The organism is Kitasatospora sp. NPDC032757 (assembly GCF_055579305.1).
This window is the reverse complement of sequence record NZ_JBVINN010000018.1, coordinates 112,459-130,558: the sequence shown is the minus strand read 5'-3', so window position 1 is coordinate 130,558 and position 18,100 is coordinate 112,459. Positions and strand designations below refer to the sequence as shown.

Here is an 18,100-nt window from a genome sequence, read left to right as displayed (position 1 = left end):
GGAGTGGGCGACCGAAGGATCTGCGCTTTCAGCGCAGGCAGCCCGCGCAGGATTGTTTGGAGCTTGGACTTCCGGGTCCCGCGTGTTCGCACGTGGACCTGTCGAGGTCGTACTGAGCCCCGTGCGCCTGCGCACCGGGGCTCATCTGCTTTTCTGCAGGAGCTTTCCTTCCGTCCGGTCGGTCAGAGGCGAGAATGGTCGACTTTTGCGGTCGGCCGGACTTCGACATCACGGAAGGAGGCGTAAGCCTATGGCTAGGCCCGACAAGGCTGCTGCCGTCGCCGAGATCGCGGACAAGTTCCGCGCCTCGAACGCGGCCGTACTGACCGAGTACCGCGGTCTGACGGTGAAGCAGGTCAAGACCCTGCGTCGCTCGCTGGGTGACAACGCCCAGTACGCCGTGGTGAAGAACACGCTGACCAAGATCGCTGCCAACGAGGCCGGGATCACGGAGCTCGACGACCAGTTCAACGGTCCGACGGCTGTCGCCTTCGTCACCGGTGACCCGGTGGAGTCGGCGAAGGCTCTGCGTGACTTCGCCAAGGAGAACCCCGCTCTCGTCATCAAGGGCGGTGTCCTTGACGGCAAGGCGCTGTCCGCCGATGACATCAAGAAGCTCGCGGACCTCGAGTCCCGCGAGGTGCTGCTCGCCAAGCTGGCCGGCGCCCTGAAGGCCAAGCAGTCCCAGGCTGCTGCGCTCTTCCAGGCCCTGCCGTCGAAGCTCGTCCGCACTGTGGACGCGCTGCGCGACAAGGTCGAGCAGGGCGGTGCCGGTACGCCGGCTCCCGCCGCCGAGGACGAGGCCGCCGAGTAATTCGGCAGGCTCACGCCTCGCTGCGGGCCCGTACGCCCGCCAACCCGTACATACGGCACCACCTGCCGAATTAGTGGAAGGACGCCAATCATGGCGAAGCTGACCCAGGACGAGCTGCTCGCGCAGTTCGAGGAGCTCACCCTCATCGAGCTCGCTGCCTTCGTGAAGGCCTTCGAGGAGAAGTTCGACGTCACCGCGGCCGCCCCGGTTGCCGTTGCCGCCGCCGGCGTTGCCGGCCCGGCCGCCGAGGCCGCTGAGGAGCAGGACGAGTTCGACGTCATCCTCGACGGTGCCGGCGACAAGAAGATCCAGGTCATCAAGGAGGTGCGCACCCTGACCTCCCTCGGCCTGAAGGAGGCCAAGGACCTCGTTGACACCGCTGGTGCCAAGGTCCTGGAGAAGGTTGCCAAGGACGTTGCCGAGAAGGCCAAGGCTGCCCTCGAGGCCGCTGGCGCCAAGGTCACCGTCAAGTGACTCCTCCCCGGCCATGACGGCCGGGAGGTGCCTCCACGCCCCTCCGGGGGCTGAGGCTGCCTGAGGCCGGGCCGATCACCCTTGCGGGTGGTCGGCCCGGCCTTTTCGCGTACCCGGCCCCGGGCGGGCCCGGCGGCGGGGATCCACCGGTGTGGCCGAGAGCGCACTCGGCAGTGTCGGTGCGGACGGGTATGGTGATCGCTGTCATCGAGAGTGGCTCTCACCACGGCTTCTGTAACGCCGGGCGGGTTCGCAGCGATAGACGGGTCGAGGTCCGCGCCGGAGGCGGGCCCTTGACGAACCAGGCGCGGCGCGCGATTCTCGAGGCGCGAGTCCGCCCGGTTGGTTTGTTGCTGGATGCATAACCAGCGTCTCCGGCGGGAAGTGACTCCACGTGAGTCGTGGAGGCCCGGGAGTGTCCGGGCCGGTGCAGTACCCGGTGGGCGTTCGCGTCCGCCGGCTACCGGGAGGAGTCTCCGATTCGGTTTCCGAATCAGAGCTGGACAGCAGTGTGCCGTTTGGCTACACTGTCCCTTTGCGCTGCCTGTTAGCTGCTCCGTGACTCGTCGCCCGGAGTTTGCGTTGCCCTGAAGGGGTCTGGCACCGCCTCCGCAAAACGGCTCTGACCTCGGGTTTCACTCCCGGCAGAGGCCAGTGGCGAGGAGGTGGGACCAAGCCTTTCCAGGCCCGGCCGGTACGCGCGTAGTGAGCTCCGAGCCCTCGGAAGGACCCCCCTCTTGGCCGCGCCGCGCAACGCCTCGAACAATTCCGCCGCATCCACCGCCCCGCTCCGCGTCTCGTTCGCGAAGATCAAGGAGCCCCTCGAGGTCCCGAACCTCCTGGCCCTGCAGACCGAGAGCTTTGACTGGCTGCTCGGCAACGCGGCCTGGAAGTCCCGGGTCGAGGCGGCCCTGGAGAGTGGTCAGGACGTCCCCACGAAGTCCGGTCTGGAGGAGATCTTCGAAGAGATCTCCCCGATCGAGGACTTCAGCGGGTCGATGTCGCTGACCTTCCGCGACCACCGTTTCGAGCCGCCGAAGAACTCCATTGACGAGTGCAAGGACCGCGACTTCACGTTCGCGGCTCCGCTCTTCGTCACGGCCGAGTTCACCAACAACGAGACCGGTGAGATCAAGTCTCAGACGGTCTTCATGGGCGATTTCCCGCTCATGACCCACAAGGGCACGTTCGTGATCAACGGCACCGAGCGTGTCGTCGTCTCGCAGCTGGTCCGCTCCCCGGGTGTGTACTTCGACTCCACCCTGGACAAGGTGTCCGACAAGGACATCTACTCCTGCAAGGTCATCCCCTCGCGTGGTGCCTGGCTGGAGATGGAGATCGACAAGCGCGACATGGTCGGCGTCCGCATCGACCGCAAGCGCAAGCAGTCCGTCACCGTGCTGCTCAAGGCGCTCGGCTGGACCAACGAGATGATTCTCGAGGAGTTCGGCGAGTACGAGTCGATGCGCGCCACCCTGGAGAAGGACCACACCCAGGGCCAGGACGACGCGCTGCTGGACATCTACCGCAAGCTGCGCCCGGGCGAGCCGCCCACGCGTGAGGCCGCGCAGACGCTGTTGGAGAACCTCTACTTCAACCCGAAGCGCTACGACCTCGCGAAGGTCGGCCGTTACAAGGTCAACCGCAAGCTGGGCAACGCCGAGTCGCTGGACTCCGGCGTGCTCACCGAGCCCGACATCATCGGTGCGATCAAGTACCTGGTGAAGCTGCACGCGGGCGAGACCGAGTGGCGTGACGACGAGGGCCGCGACATCGTGGTCGAGGTCGACGACATCGACCACTTCGGCAACCGTCGTCTGCGCAACGTCGGCGAGCTCATCCAGAACCAGGTCCGCACGGGTCTGGCTCGTATGGAGCGCGTCGTGCGCGAGCGCATGACCACCCAGGACGTCGAGGCGATCACGCCGCAGACCCTGATCAACATCCGGCCGGTCGTCGCCTCCATCAAGGAGTTCTTCGGCACCAGCCAGCTGTCGCAGTTCATGGACCAGACGAACCCGCTGTCGGGCCTGACCCACAAGCGTCGTCTGTCCGCGCTCGGCCCCGGCGGTCTCTCCCGTGAGCGCGCCGGCTTCGAGGTCCGTGACGTGCACCCCTCGCACTACGGCCGCATGTGTCCGATCGAGACCCCCGAAGGCCCGAACATCGGTCTGATCGGGTCGCTGGCCTCGTACGGCCGGGTCAACGCCTTCGGCTTCATCGAGACCCCGTACCGCAAGGTCATCGAGGGTGTCGTCACCGAGCAGGTCGACTACCTCACGGCCGACGAGGAGGACCGCTACGTCATCGCGCAGGCCAACGCCCCGCTGACGGCGGAGCTGACCTTCGCGGAGCCGCGTGTCCTGGTCCGCCGCCGTGGTGGCGAGATCGACTACATCCCCGGCACCGAGATCGACTACATGGACGTCTCGCCGCGCCAGATGGTGTCGGTCGCGACCGCCATGATCCCGTTCCTCGAGCACGACGACGCCAACCGCGCGCTCATGGGCTCGAACATGATGCGCCAGGCGGTGCCGCTGCTGAAGAGCGAGGCTCCGCTGGTCGGTACCGGCATGGAGTACCGCTGCGCCGTCGACGCCGCGGACGTCATCACCGCTGAGAAGGCCGGTGTCGTCCAGGAGGTCTCGGCCGACTACGTCACCGTGGCCAACGACGACGGCACGTACACCACGTACCGCGCCGCCAAGTTCACCCGCTCCAACCAGGGCACCGCCTTCAACCAGAAGGTGCTCGTGGACGAGGGCGCCCGGGTCGAGGCCGGCCAGGTCCTGGCCGACGGTCCCTGCACCGACGAGGGCGAGATGGCCCTCGGCAAGAACCTGCTCGTGGCGTTCATGTCGTGGGAGGGTCACAACTACGAGGACGCGATCATCCTGTCGCAGCGCCTCGTCCAGGACGACGTCCTCTCCTCGATCCACATCGAGGAGCACGAGGTCGACGCCCGTGACACCAAGCTCGGCCCCGAGGAGATCACCCGGGACATCCCGAACGTCTCCGAGGAGGTCCTCGCCGACCTCGACGAGCGCGGCATCATCCGCATCGGCGCCGACGTCGTCACCGGCGACATCCTGGTCGGCAAGGTCACGCCCAAGGGTGAGACCGAGCTGACCCCGGAGGAGCGCCTGCTCCGCGCGATCTTCGGCGAGAAGGCCCGTGAGGTCCGCGACACCTCGCTGAAGGTGCCGCACGGTGAGTCCGGCAAGGTCATCGGCGTCCGCGTCTTCGACCGCGAAGAGGGCGACGAGCTGCCCCCGGGCGTCAACCAGCTGGTCCGCGTCTACGTGGCCCAGAAGCGCAAGATCACCAATGGCGACAAGCTCGCCGGCCGTCACGGCAACAAGGGTGTCATCTCCAAGATCCTGCCGGTCGAGGACATGCCGTTCCTGGAGGACGGCACCCCGGTCGACATCATCCTCAACCCGCTGGGCGTCCCGTCCCGAATGAACCCCGGGCAGGTCCTGGAGATTCACCTCGGGTGGCTCGCCAAGCAGGGCTGGGACGTCTCCGGCCTCGCCGACGAGTGGGCCCAGCGCCTGCAGGCGATCGGCGCCGACACCGTCCAGGGCGGCACCAACCTCGCCACCCCGGTCTTCGACGGCGCCCGCGAGGACGAGATCACCGGCCTGCTGGACAACACCACCCTCACCCGTGACGGTGAGCGCCTGGTGAACTCCACCGGCAAGGCCCGGCTGTTCGACGGCCGCTCCGGCGAGCCGTTCCCGATGCCGGTCTCGGTCGGCTACATGTACATCCTCAAGCTGCACCACCTGGTCGACGACAAGCTGCACGCCCGTTCGACCGGCCCGTACTCGATGATCACCCAGCAGCCGCTCGGTGGTAAGGCGCAGTTCGGTGGTCAGCGCTTCGGTGAGATGGAGGTGTGGGCCCTTGAGGCGTACGGCGCGGCCTACGCGCTGCAGGAGCTGCTCACCATCAAGTCCGACGACGTTCTCGGCCGCGTGAAGGTCTACGAGGCCATCGTCAAGGGCGAGAACATCCCCGAGCCCGGCATTCCCGAGTCCTTCAAGGTCCTCATCAAGGAAATGCAGTCGCTCTGCCTCAACGTGGAGGTGCTGTCCTCGGACGGCCAGTCCATCGAGATGCGGGACTCCGACGAGGACGTGTTCCGCGCCGCCGAGGAGCTCGGCATCGACCTGTCCCGGCGCGAGCCGAGCAGCGTCGAAGAGGTCTGACGGAGGCTGGGCCGGCTCTTAACCACTGAGAGCCGGCCCGCCCCCAGGCCCCCCTCAGACCACACGAACGACTCTCGACTTACGAAAGAGGGCTTGACGACCAGTGCTTGACGTCAACTTCTTCGACGAGCTCCGCATCGGCCTGGCCACCGCCGACGACATCCGCCAGTGGTCGCACGGCGAGGTCAAGAAGCCGGAGACCATCAACTACCGCACCCTGAAGCCCGAAAAGGACGGACTCTTCTGCGAGAAGATCTTCGGTCCGACCCGGGACTGGGAGTGCTACTGCGGCAAGTACAAGCGCGTCCGCTTCAAGGGCATCATCTGTGAGCGCTGCGGCGTCGAGGTGACCCGCGCCAAGGTGCGCCGTGAGCGGATGGGCCACATCGAGCTGGCCGCCCCGGTCACCCACATCTGGTACTTCAAGGGTGTCCCGTCCCGCCTGGGCTACCTGCTCGACCTGGCGCCGAAGGACCTCGAGAAGGTCATCTACTTCGCCGCCTACATGATCACCTGGGTCGACGACGAGCGCCGCCAGCGCGACCTCCCGTCCCTGGAGGCGCACGTCTCGGTCGAGCGCCAGCAGATCGAGAACCGCCGCGACTCCGACCTCGAGGCCCGCGCCAAGAAGGCCGAGACCGACCTGGCCGAGCTGGAGGCCGAGGGCGCCAAGGCCGACGTGCGCCGCAAGGTGCGCGAGGGTGCCGAGCGCGAGATGAAGCAGCTGCGCGACCGTGCGCAGCGCGAGCTCGACCGTCTCGACGAGGTGTGGGCCCGCTTCAAGAACCTCAAGGTCCAGGACCTCGAGGGCGACGAGCTGCTCTACCGCGAGCTGCGCGACCGCTTCGGCACCTACTTCTCCGGCTCGATGGGCGCGGCGGCCCTCAAGGACCGCCTCGAGACCTTCGACCTGGCGGAGGAGTCCGAGCGCCTGCGCGAGATCATCCGCACCGGCAAGGGCCAGAAGAAGACCCGCGCGCTGAAGCGCCTCAAGGTCGTCTCGGCGTTCCTGCAGACCACCAACAAGCCCAACGGCATGGTGCTGGACTGCGTCCCGGTCATCCCGCCGGACCTGCGTCCGATGGTGCAGCTGGACGGTGGCCGCTTCGCGACCTCCGACCTGAACGACCTGTACCGCCGCGTCATCAACCGCAACAACCGCCTGAAGCGGCTTCTCGACCTCGGTGCCCCCGAGATCATCGTGAACAACGAGAAGCGCATGCTCCAGGAGGCCGTCGACGCCCTGTTCGACAACGGTCGTCGCGGCCGCCCGGTCACGGGCCCCGGCAACCGTCCGCTGAAGTCCCTCAGCGACATGCTGAAGGGCAAGCAGGGTCGTTTCCGCCAGAACCTGCTCGGCAAGCGAGTCGACTACTCGGCCCGTTCGGTCATCGTCGTCGGCCCGCAGCTCAAGCTGCACCAGTGTGGTCTGCCGAAGGCCATGGCGCTGGAGCTCTTCAAGCCGTTCGTGATGAAGCGCCTGGTCGACCTGAACCACGCGCAGAACATCAAGTCGGCCAAGCGCATGGTCGAGCGCGCGCGCCCGGTCGTGTGGGACGTCCTCGAAGAGGTCATCGCCGAGCACCCGGTGCTGCTGAACCGTGCACCCACCCTGCACCGCCTCGGCATCCAGGCCTTCGAGCCGCAGCTGGTCGAGGGCAAGGCCATCCAGATCCACCCGCTCGTCTGCACCGCGTTCAACGCGGACTTCGACGGTGACCAGATGGCCGTCCACCTGCCGCTCTCCGCGGAGGCGCAGGCCGAGGCCCGCATCCTGATGCTGTCCTCGAACAACATCCTGAAGCCGGCCGACGGTCGCCCCGTCACCATGCCGACCCAGGACATGGTGCTCGGTCTGTTCTTCCTGACCTCGGACCGCGAGGAGGTGAAGGGCGGTGGCCGTTCCTTCTCCTCCACCGCCGAGGCCGTCATGGCGTTCGACGCCAAGGAGCTGGACGTCCAGGCGGTCATCGACGTCCGCCTGCCGATCGGCACCGTCCCGCCCCGTGGCTGGACCCCGCCGGTCGACGAGGACGGTCAGTCGAGCTGGTTCGAGGGCGAGTCCTTCCGCCTGAAGACCACCCTGGGCCGCGCGCTCTTCAACGAGCTGCTGCCCGAGGACTACCCGTTCGTCGACTACGAGGTGGGCAAGAAGCAGCTCTCCGCGATCGTCAACGACCTGGCGGAGCGCTACCCCAAGGTCGTCGTCGCGGCGACCCTGGACAACCTGAAGGCGGCCGGCTTCCACTGGGCCACCCGCTCGGGTGTCACCGTCTCGATCTCCGACGTCGTCGTCCCGCCGACCAAGCCCCAGATCCTCGAGGGCTACGAGGCGAAGGCGGAGAAGGTCCAGCGTCAGTACGAGCGCGGCCTGATCACCAACGACGAGCGCAAGCAGGAGCTCATCGGCATCTGGACCCAGGCGACCAACGAGGTCGCCGAGGCCATGAACGCGAACTTCCCGAAGACGAACCCCATCTTCATGATGGTCGACTCGGGTGCTCGTGGAAACATGATGCAGATGCGCCAGATCGCCGGTATGCGTGGTCTGGTGTCCAACGCCAAGAACGAGACGATTCCCCGTCCCATCAAGGCGTCGTTCCGTGAGGGCCTCACCGTTCTCGAGTACTTCATCTCGACCCACGGTGCCCGTAAGGGTCTGGCCGACACCGCCCTGCGTACCGCCGACTCGGGCTACCTCACCCGTCGTCTGGTCGACGTCTCGCAGGACGTCATCATCCGCGAGGAGGACTGCGGCACCGAGCGCGGCCTCAAGCTGGCGATCGGCACGGTCGAGAACGGCGTCCTGCGCAAGACGGACGACGTCGAGACCAGCGTCTACGCCCGCATGCTCGCCGAGGACATCACGGTGGACGGCAAGCTCCTTGCCACCGCCAACACCGACCTCGGTGACGTGCTGATCGACGAGCTGATCCGCCACGGCATCGGCGAGGTCAAGACCCGCTCGATCCTGACCTGTGAGTCGGCCGTCGGCACCTGCGCCATGTGCTACGGGCGCTCGCTGGCCACCGGCAAGCTGGTCGACATCGGTGAGGCGGTCGGCATCATCGCCGCCCAGTCCATCGGTGAGCCCGGTACCCAGCTGACCATGCGTACCTTCCACACCGGTGGTGTGGCCGGTGACGACATCACCCAGGGTCTGCCCCGTGTCGTCGAGCTCTTCGAGGCCCGTACCCCCAAGGGTGTGGCCCCGATCTCGGAGGCGCAGGGCCGGGTCCGCATCGAGGACACCGAGAAGACCCGCAAGCTGGTCGTCACGCCGGACGACGGCACCGACGAGATCGCCTACCCGGTCTCGAAGCGTGTGAAGCTGCTCGTCAGCGAGGGCGAGGCGGTCGAGGTCGGCCAGAAGCTGACCATGGGTGCCACCAACCCGCACGACGTGCTGCGGATCATGGGCCAGCGTGCCGTCCAGATCCACCTGGTCGCCGAGGTCCAGAAGGTCTACAACTCGCAGGGCGTGTCGATCCACGACAAGCACATCGAGATCATCATCCGGCAGATGCTCCGCCGCGTGACGATCATCGAGTCGGGCGACGCCGAGCTGCTCCCGGGCGAGCTCGTCGAGCGCGGGCGCTTCGAGACCGAGAACCGTCGCGTGGTCTCCGAGGGCGGGCACCCCGCCTCCGGCCGTCCGCAGCTGATGGGTATCACCAAGGCCTCGCTGGCCACCGAGTCCTGGCTGTCGGCCGCCTCCTTCCAGGAGACGACCCGGGTCCTCACCGACGCGGCGATCCACGCCAAGTCGGACCCGCTGCTGGGCCTCAAGGAGAACGTCATCCTCGGTAAGCTCATCCCGGCCGGTACGGGTCTGCCCCGCTACCGCAACATCCGGGTCGAGCCGACCGAGGAGGCCAAGGCCGCCATGTACTCGGCCGTCGGCTACGATGACTACGACCTGTCGCCCTTCGGCGCCGGCTCCGGCCAGGCCGTCCCGCTGGACGACTACGACTACGGCCCGTACACCGGCTGAGTTCACGGTCACCTACCGCCGGGCGGTCACCCCTCACGGGGTGGCCGCCCGGCGGCGTTTCCGGGCCGGCGCCGCCGTGGATCCGGGTCGAAGCGAAGCCGATTAGGTTTCCCGGGCGAGGTCGCGTAGAGTGGTGTTTACCGACGCGGGGTGGAGCAGCTCGGTAGCTCGCTGGGCTCATAACCCAGAGGTCGCAGGTTCAAATCCTGTCCCCGCTACAAATCGAAGGGCCCGGAGGCATTCAGCCTCCGGGCCCTTCGGCGTTCCCGGGATCCTCGCGTTCCCCGGATCGTCGCGCTCCCCGGCTCCCTCGTGCGGGGGAGGCCGGGAAACCGCCCGGGTGGGCGAGGCGGAGCCCGGGGGTGGTGGGGCAGGCTCTTCGGTGTCGGAGGAACAACGTCGGAGGGGAGCCGGAAATGAAGCGGGTACTGGGGGCGGCGGCGATCGCCGGGGCGGTACTGCTCGGGATGTCGGGGTGCTTCGCCTGGGACGACGAGCAGCACCGGGACGTCGCCTACGGGGTGTCCGGGCCGGTGCGGGAGCTGGTGATCGCCGGGCACACCGGCGGGGTCACCGTGCGCGGCGGCGGGGACGCGGTGAAGGTGTCCGAGCACCAGAGCTACCACGGCGAGGCTCCGCGGAGCAGTCACGAGCTGAAGGACGGCACGCTGACGCTGACGTACGACTGCGAGGAGTGCGGGATCGGCTACGAGGTGGACGTTCCGGCCGGGACCAAGGTGCGGGTGACCGCCGAGACCGGTGGGGTGAAGCTGGCCGGGCTGGCGGGCGAGGTGGAGGCCGCGGTCGACACCGGCGGGGTGGAGGCGAGCGGGCTGACCTCGCCGACGGCGCTGCTGCGGACCGGGACGGGCGGCATCGAGGCGTCCTTCGCCGGGGCGCCGGCCAAGGTGGAGGCGCGGGCGGGGACCGGCGGGGTGCGCGTGAAGGTGCCGGCCGGAGAGGCCTACGCGGTGGACGCGAGCGCGGGCACCGGCGGGGTCGACGTGGAGGTGCCCCGGCAGCCGGGGGCGCAGCACAGCATCCTGGCGCGGACGGAGACCGGGGGCGTGACGGTCGCCCATGGCTGAGCGCCGCGTGCCGGTGGTCCTCCCGGTGGGGCATGATCGTCTCCGCGGGGGCGGCCTCCCCGCACCCGGGGGAGGAGCGGTGATGGGGCTGATCGCGCGCTGGCGGAGCCGGATGGCCGGGGTGAACCCGTACGTGCTGGACGTGCCGCTGGCACTGCTCTCCCTCGGGGTGTCGGTCTGGTCGGTCTACAACGACGACGTCGCCTGGCCCTGGTGGATCTACCTGATGACGCTCGGCACGGCCCTGCCGCTGCCGTGGCGCCGGCGGGCGCCGCTGCTGGTGGCCGCACTCAGCGGGCTGGCGTCCGTCCCGGTGTCGGTGGTCGCCCATTCGGTGATGCCGCAGATCCCGGTGTACGCGGTGCTCACCATCTACACGGTGGCGGACCGGGCCCGGGACTGGCAGCGCGGGCTGCTGCTGGTGGTCCTGGTCGTCTCCAACATCCTGGGCACCCACTCGGTGAACGGGGCGTTCTTCAGCCTGCTGCTGACCGTCGGCACCTTCGTCCTCGGCTCGCTGGTGCGCGAGCTGCGCCGGCTCGCGCTGGTGGAGGCGGAGCGGGCCCGGGAGGCCGGGCAGCGGGCGGCCAGTGACGCGGCGCGGGCGGTGGCGGAGGAGCGGGCCCGGATAGCCCGGGAGATGCACGACATCCTGGCGCACGCCGTCTCGCTGATGGTGATCCAGGCGGAGGCGGGGCCGCTGGTGGTGCACAGCAGTCCGGAGCGGGCGATCAAGGCGTTCGACACCATCGCCGACTCGGGACGTGACGCGATGGTGCAGCTGCGGCGGGTGCTCGGCGTGCTGAAGGAGGAGGGCGCGGCGCCGGAGCTGGCGCCGCAGCCGCGCCTGGCCGAGCTGGCCGCGCTGGCCGAGCGGGTGCGCGGGGCCGGCCTGCGGGTGGAGCTTGAGCTGGGCGCGTCCGACCGGCCGCTGCCGGCCGACGTGGAGGCGGCCGCCTACCGGATCGTCCAGGAGGCGCTGACCAACACGGTGAAGCACTCCGGTGCCGCCGCGGCCTCGGTCCGGGTGGTCCGGGCGGGGGAGGAGCTGGAGGTCGTGGTGTCCGACGACGGGCACGGGGTGCGGCCGCGCGCCGACCGTACGGTGAGCGACTGGTCCGGCGGACGGGGGCTGGTCGGCATCCGGGAGCGGGCGGCGGCCTGCGGCGGGCGTGCCGAGGCCGGGCCCGGACCGGAGGGCAGGGGTTTCCTGGTGAGCGCACGGCTGCCGTTGGGTGCAGCGGGCCTGGCGGAGAGGGTGGGCGGATGACGCCGATACGGGTGGTCGTCGCGGACGACCAGGAGCTGGTGCGGGCCGGGTTCGGGATGATCCTGGACGCGCAGCCGGACATTGAGGTGGTCGCGGAGGCCTGCGACGGCGTGGAGGCGATCGCGGCGGTGCGCGAGCACGGCCCGGACGTGCTGCTGCTGGACGTCCGGATGCCGGTGATGGACGGCCTGGAGGCGGCCCGCCGGGTCTGCGCGGAGTACCCGGCCACCAAGGTGATCATGCTGACCACCTTCGACATCGACGACTACGTCTTCGACGCGCTGTACGCGGGGGCCAGCGGGTTCCTGCTGAAGGACGTCCGGCGGGACGACCTGGCGCACGGGGTGCGGATGGTGGCCTCCGGCGAGGCGCTGCTGGCGCCGTCGGTGACGAAGCGGCTGATCGGGGAGTTCGCCGCCCGCCGGCCGGGCGGGGCGACGCAGTCCGCGCAGGGCGTGCGGGCGCCGTCCCGGCTGCTGGAGCAGCTGACCGTGCGCGAGCAGGAGACGTTGCGGCTGCTGGCGCGCGGGCTCTCCAACGCGGAGATCGCGGCCGAGCTGGTGGTGAGCGAGCACACCGTGAAGACCCACGTCAGCAATGTGCTGAGCAAGCTGGGGCTGCGGGACCGGGTGCACGCGGTGGTGTTCGCGTACGAGGCGGGGGCGGTCGTCGCGGGGGAGGGCTGACACCCCGGGCCCCCGGGGCTCCTGCGGGGCCCGCCCGGGCTCTCCAGGGGCCGTCCGGGGCCTTCGGCGGGGGACTCCTGTCGGGACTCCCCCGCGCGGGGGAGGCGGCGGGTTCGCCGGTGCGGGCGATCCGCGACGAGCGGTCCGGCGGACAGCATCTGGGATGTCGGAAACGAACTCGCAGACCGGGGAGCCCCCATGACCACCACCAAGCCCGACCGCCTCACCCCGTACGCCGTCGTCGGCGGGCCCGCCCTGATGGCGCTCTACGGCGGCATCCGGCTGCTGGACGGCTCCCGGGATCCGGGCCCCGGCTGGCTGGTCGGCCACAGCCTGATGCTGGTGGGGCTGCTGCTGTTCGGCCCGGTGCTCGCCGCCCTGCAGCGGCTGCTCGCACCGCGCACCACGGCGGGCCGGCTCGCCGCCGGCGCAGCCACGGGGGCGGCCTTCACGGGCCTGGCGGCCTCGGTGGTGCAGATCGCCATCGACCTGTACGTCGGGGCGGTGGCCGTCGACAAGGCGGACCAGCACCGGCTGTTCGACAGCATCCAGAGCCGGCCCGGGGTGCTGCCGGCCTTCTACTCGGTGGGCCCGCTGCTGTTCTACGTCGGCCTGCTGGCGCTGCTGGTCGCCGCCTCGGTGGGCCGGGCGCGCACGCTGCGCTGGTGGAGCCCGGTGCTGATGCTGGTCGGTACCGCGATGACGGCGGCCGACCTGGCGATGATCCCGGTGGCCGCCGCGCTCTACCTGGCGGCGCTGGCCCCGCTGGCCGGCGTCGGCGGGGCGCGGCAGCCGGCCCTCGCCTGACCGGCCGGGGCAGCCGCTCCCACGGGGGTGGGGCGGCCGCCTTGGGCGTGTCGGCGCAGCCGGAGGTCCGGCCGTCGCCGTCGCCGGGGCCGGGGGCCGCGCGGGCCCGGCGCCGACGGGGCCCTGCCCCGGGCGCCCTCGGTGTCCGGTCGCGGTGACCGGGGCGGGTACGGCGGGAGTCTCGGTGCACGGCGGGGGTCGACGCGGCGCACCGGATTTTCGGTGGCGGCCGGGGAGCGCCGGCCCGTACCGTCCGGGGCATGAACGCCAAGCGCCCTCTGATCGCCGTGCTGACCGGTGCCGGTATCTCCACCGACTCGGGCATCCCCGACTACCGGGGCCCGAACGGCCTCTGGCAGCGTGACCCGAAGGCCCAGGAGCTGGTCACCATCGGCCCGTACCTGGCCGATCCGGAGGTCCGCCGCCGGGCCTGGCTGATGCGCCGGGACGCGGGCGCGCTCGCCGCCGAGCCCAACGCCGGCCACCGGGCGCTGGTCGGGCTGGAGCGCAGCGGCCTGCCGGTGCGGGTGCTCACCCAGAACGTCGACGGCCTGCACCAGCGGGCCGGCCTGCCCGCCCGCAAGGTGCTCGAACTGCACGGCACCGCCCGGGAGGTGCAGTGCGTGGACTGCCGGGCGGCCGGCCCGATGGAGGAGGTCCTGGAGAGGGTGGCGGCCGGCGAGCCGGACCCGCCCTGCCGGGAGTGCGGCGGCGTGCTCAAGCCGCGCACGGTGATGTTCGGCGAGAGTCTCGACCCGGTGGTGCTCCAGCAGGCCGACGCCATCGCCAAGGCCTGCGACCTCTTCGTCGCCGTCGGCACCAGCCTCCAGGTCTACCCGGTGGCGGCGCTCCCGCAGATCGCCCGGGAGTCCGGGGCCCGGCTGGTCGTCATGAACGGCGAGCCCACGCCGTTCGACGAGGTCGCCGACGAGGTGATCCGCGAGCCGATCTCCACCGCGCTCCCGGCGCTGGTGGCGAAGCTGGTGGCCGGACACCCTTAATCCTGCGAGGCCGCGTGCATACGATGATCACCCCGGCTACCCCCTCACGGCCTGGAGTGATCGATGACGACGACGGCGAAGTTCGACCCCTGGTCGGCGGCGTTCGTGGCCCACCCGTACGACGCGTACGCCGAGCTGCGCGAGCACGCGCCGGTGACGTACCACGAGCCGACCGGCCAGTGGCTGGTCTCGCGGTACGAGGACGTCAGCGCGCTGCTGCGGGACCGGCGGCTCGGGCGGACGTACACCCACCGGTTCACCCACGAGGAGTTCGGGCGGCCCGCGCCCGACCCGGCGCACGAGCCGTTCCACACGCTCAACGACAACGGGCTGCTCGACCTGGAGGCGCCGGACCACACCCGGATCCGGCGGCTGGTCTCCAAGGCGTTCACCCCGCGCATGGTCGAGGGGCTGCGGCCGACCGTGCAGCGGCTCGCCGGCGAGCTGGTCGACGGGCTGCTCGCGGCCGGCGGCGGCGACCTGATCGCCGCCGTCGCCGAACCGCTGCCGGTCGCCGTGATCGCCGAGATGCTCGGCGTCCCCGAGCCGGACCGGCACCTGCTGCGGCCGTGGTCCGCCGACATCACCGGCATGTTCGAGCTCAACCCGACCGAGGAGGCCGCCCGCCGGGCCGTCACCGCGAGCACCGAGTTCTCCGACTACCTGCGCGCGCTCATCCGCGAGCGCCGGGCCGACCCGGCCGGCGACCTGATCAGCGCCCTGATCCAGGCCCAGGAGGGCTCGGACGCGCTCAGCGAGCAGGAGATGGTCTCCACCTGCGTGCTGCTGCTCAACGCCGGCCACGAGGCGACGGTCAACACCACCGGCAACGGCTGGTGGGCGCTGTTCCGCAACCCGGACGAACTGGCCCGGCTGCGCGGCTCGGTGGACGAACTGCTGCCCACCGCCGTCGAGGAGCTGATGCGCTGGGACACCCCGCTGCAGATGTTCGAGCGGTGGGTGCTGGAGGACGTCGAGGTGCGCGGCGTCACCGTCCCGCGCGGCTCCGAGATCGCGCTGCTCTTCGGCTCCGCCAACCGCGACCCGGACCGCTTCGCCGAGCCGGACCGGCTCGACCTCGGCCGCACCGACAATCCGCACATCACCTTCGGCGCCGGAATTCACTTCTGCCTCGGTGCCCCCCTTGCCAGACTGGAGCTCACCGAGTCGTACGGCGCGCTGCTGCGCCGGGCGCCGGGCCTGCGGCTGGTCCGCGAGCCCGAGTGGCGCCCGGGCTACGTGATCCGGGGGCTGAAGGAGTTGCTGGTCGAGGCATAGGAGGGGTCGTGGGCAAGGCGACGGGTGCACTGCTGGGGCTGGCGATCGGGGACGCGCTGGGTCGGCCGACCGAGTTCCGCACGGTCGAGATGATCGCCGCGTACGACCCCGACTGGCGGCAACTGCCGCTTCCTGGCAAGGCGTTGGTCACCGACGACACCCAGATGGCGCTCGCCCTCGCCCGCGCCCTGCGCACCGCCCTGGAGCACGGTCCGCTGGGCCCGCTGCGGCTGGAGCGGCCGCTGCGCGAGGAGTTCGTCGACTGGTGGCGCTCGCCGGAGAACAACAGGGCGCCCGGAATGACCTGCATGCGCTCCTGCCAGCGGCTCTCCAACGGCCGCCGCTGGCAGGAGGCGAGCGACCTCGGCTCCAAGGGCTGCGGCGCCAACATGCGGGTCGCCCCGATCGGGCTGGCCAAGGATCTGACGACACGCCAGCTCGCCGGGGCCGCCCAGCTGCAGTCCGCGCTCACCCACGGCCACCCCACCGCGCTCGCCGCCAGTGACCTCACCGCGTACGCCGTCCGCAAGCTCGCCGAGGGCCTGCCGCCGTCCGGCCTGACCGCCGTGCTGCGGGCGTACGCGCTGGCCAACCGCACCCGGTACGACGAGTTCTGGCTCGGCGACCTCGCGGCGCACGCCCAGGACCCGTCGCCGGAGCACTTCATCGCCCGCGGCTGGGGAGAGTGCCTCGGCGTCCTCGACCGGCTGGACGCGGCGCTGGCCCGGCCCGATGTCGAGGCGGACCCGTGCCTGGCCACCGGCGAGGGCTGGATCGCCGAGGAGGCGCTCGCCACCGGCCTGCTCTGCTTCCTCCTGCTGCCGGACGACCCGGTGGCCGCCGTCCGCCGGGCCGCGTACTCCTCCGGTGACTCCGACTCGATCGCCTGTCTGACCGGCGCCTTCGCCGGTGCCCACCACGGCGCGTCGGCCTGGCCGGCGGACTGGGTGGAGCGGATCGAGCACCGGGACGAGCTGCTCGCGCTCGGCGCGCTCTGGGACTGACGCGCCGGCGCGGTGCCGCGAGCGGCAGCCCCTGGCGGCGGCCGGCCGCGCACCCTCGTGCCGGACGGTTCCGCCCGGCACGAGCCTGCCGGGCGGAACCGTCCGGGCGGGGGCCGCGTCGAACCGCCATGACCAGTCGAACCCGCCGGACCGGCCGCCGCCCGGCCGTCCTGCTCCTCACCGCGACCGTCACCGCCGCACTCGCCGCCCCGCTGCTCCTCACCGGCTGCGGCTCCACCGGCGCCGCCGAGCCCCTCGTCGTCCGCGCCTCCACGCCCGCCTCGTCGCCGCCCGCCGACCCGGCCCAGGTCGCCGCGACCGCGGCCGCCACCAACGCCTTCGGCCTGGACCTCCTGCACACCCTCACCGCCGCGCCCGACCAGGCCGGCCGCAACATGGTGCTCTCGCCGTCCGGCCTGGCCACCGCGCTCGCCATGGTGCTGCCCGGCGCCCGCGGCGCCACCGCCGACGAGCTCGCCAAGGCCCTGCACACCGAGCTCACCCCGCAGCAGTACGCCCTCGCCACCGGCGCCCTCGCCCGCCGCCTCCCGCCCACCGACGGACTGACCCTTCGCCAGTCCGACGACCTCTGGGCCCAGCAGGGCTTCCCGCTGAACCAGGACTACCTGGCCACCCTCGCCGCCGCCTTCGACACCGGCGTGCACACCGCCGACTTCACGAAGGACCCGGAGGGCGCCCGCAAGAGCGTCAACGCGGCCGTGGAGAAGGCCACCGAAGGCCGGATCAAGGACCTCTTCGGCGAGAAGGCGATCAACAAGGACACCCGGCTGGCACTCACCGACGCGCTCTACCTCAAGGCGAAGTGGGCCACCCCGTTCAAGCCCGCGGACACCGCCGACAAACCGTTCCACCGCCTGGACGGCTCGGCCCCCGCGGTCAGCACCATGGGCCGGACCGGCACCTTCCGCTACGCCGAGGGCTCCGGCGGGATCCTCGGCGAGCCCTGGCAGGCCGTCGAACTCCCGTACGCGGACGGCGGGCTGGCCATGGACCTGCTGGTGCCCGCGCAGGGCGGCTTCGCGGCCTTCACCAAGGGCCTGGACCAGGCCCAACTGGACCGGATCCTGGGCGAACTCGCCGACCAGTCCGTCGACCTGACACTGCCGCGCTTCCACTTCGACACGGCCAACGAGCTGACCCCGACGCTGCGCGCGCTCGGCGTCAACGCCGCCTTCGACGCCGCGGACTTCGGCGGCATCCCCGGGGCCGGCGCGCAGGAGCGGCTGAAGATCGGCACGGTCGTCCAGAAGGCCACCATCGAGGTGGACGAGGAGGGCACGGTGGCCGCCGCCGGCAGCGGCGTCGGGATGGAGGCGGCGGGCGCGGCGGCCCCGAAGCGCCCCGTCGAGCTGCACATCGACCGGCCGTTCCTGTTCCTGATCCGGGACACCGCGACCGGCCGGCCGCTCTTCCTCGGCCAGGTCACCGACCCGCAGGCGCGCTGAGCGC

Annotated in this window: 12 protein-coding genes and 1 tRNA gene; all 13 read left to right on the top strand. The window is 70.8% G+C overall.

The features are described from left to right. The first annotated feature begins 250 nt into the window (after nt 1-250). The 13 genes from rplJ to ACZ5WK_RS21230 all read left to right on the top strand — a co-directional run bounded on the left by rplJ (nt 251) and on the right by ACZ5WK_RS21230 (nt 18,096). Entirely contained in the window at nt 251-814 is a 564-nt protein-coding gene (gene rplJ / locus ACZ5WK_RS21290) for a 50S ribosomal protein L10 (protein WP_148644361.1), read from the top strand. A 90-nt stretch (nt 815-904) separates the two neighbouring features. Continuing rightward, entirely contained in the window at nt 905-1,288 is a 384-nt protein-coding gene (gene rplL, locus ACZ5WK_RS21285) for a 50S ribosomal protein L7/L12 (RefSeq protein WP_380608299.1), read from the top strand. A 737-nt stretch (nt 1,289-2,025) separates the two neighbouring features. Next, nucleotides 2,026-5,502 carry a DNA-directed RNA polymerase subunit beta gene (gene rpoB, locus ACZ5WK_RS21280; protein WP_396321491.1) on the top strand — a complete coding sequence of 1,159 codons (3,477 nt, stop codon included), beginning with the start codon at nt 2,026-2,028 and terminating at the stop codon, nt 5,500-5,502. Nucleotides 5,503-5,605: 103 nt separating this feature from the next. After that, on the top strand, nt 5,606-9,496 hold the full coding sequence (locus ACZ5WK_RS21275; protein ID WP_465548940.1) for a DNA-directed RNA polymerase subunit beta': 3,891 nt from the start codon (nt 5,606-5,608) through the stop codon (nt 9,494-9,496). Nucleotides 9,497-9,640: 144 nt separating this feature from the next. Then, nucleotides 9,641-9,714, top strand: a tRNA-Met gene (locus ACZ5WK_RS21270). Between the two features lie 198 nt (nt 9,715-9,912). After that, on the top strand, nt 9,913-10,584 hold the full coding sequence (locus ACZ5WK_RS21265; RefSeq protein WP_465548938.1) for a DUF4097 family beta strand repeat-containing protein: 672 nt from the start codon (nt 9,913-9,915) through the stop codon (nt 10,582-10,584). Nucleotides 10,585-10,666: 82 nt separating this feature from the next. After that, the gene (locus tag ACZ5WK_RS21260) at nt 10,667-11,854 is read left to right on the top strand and encodes a sensor histidine kinase (protein WP_465548936.1); all 1,188 of its coding nucleotides are present in this window, start codon (nt 10,667-10,669) and stop codon (nt 11,852-11,854) included. Then, nucleotides 11,851-12,540, top strand: coding sequence for a response regulator (locus ACZ5WK_RS21255; protein WP_396321487.1), 690 nt, complete (start codon nt 11,851-11,853; stop codon nt 12,538-12,540). The genes ACZ5WK_RS21260 and ACZ5WK_RS21255 overlap by 4 nt, the downstream gene beginning before the upstream one ends. Nucleotides 12,541-12,738: 198 nt before the next feature. Continuing rightward, a complete protein-coding gene (locus tag ACZ5WK_RS21250) occupies nt 12,739-13,347 on the top strand; it encodes a hypothetical protein (RefSeq protein ID WP_465548934.1) in 609 nt (202 codons plus the stop codon). 260 nt (nt 13,348-13,607) lie between these two features. Continuing rightward, nucleotides 13,608-14,348, top strand: coding sequence for an SIR2 family NAD-dependent protein deacylase (locus ACZ5WK_RS21245; protein WP_465548932.1), 741 nt, complete (start codon nt 13,608-13,610; stop codon nt 14,346-14,348). Nucleotides 14,349-14,411: 63 nt separating this feature from the next. Beyond that, a complete protein-coding gene (locus ACZ5WK_RS21240) occupies nt 14,412-15,626 on the top strand; it encodes a cytochrome P450 (protein ID WP_465548930.1) in 1,215 nt (404 codons plus the stop codon). An 8-nt stretch (nt 15,627-15,634) separates the two neighbouring features. Continuing rightward, a complete protein-coding gene (locus ACZ5WK_RS21235) occupies nt 15,635-16,630 on the top strand; it encodes an ADP-ribosylglycohydrolase family protein (RefSeq protein ID WP_465548928.1) in 996 nt (331 codons plus the stop codon). A gap of 128 nt (nt 16,631-16,758) precedes the next feature. Continuing rightward, nucleotides 16,759-18,096 carry a serpin family protein gene (locus ACZ5WK_RS21230; RefSeq protein WP_465548926.1) on the top strand — a complete coding sequence of 446 codons (1,338 nt, stop codon included), beginning with the start codon at nt 16,759-16,761 and terminating at the stop codon, nt 18,094-18,096. Nucleotides 18,097-18,100: the final 4 nt, after the last annotated feature.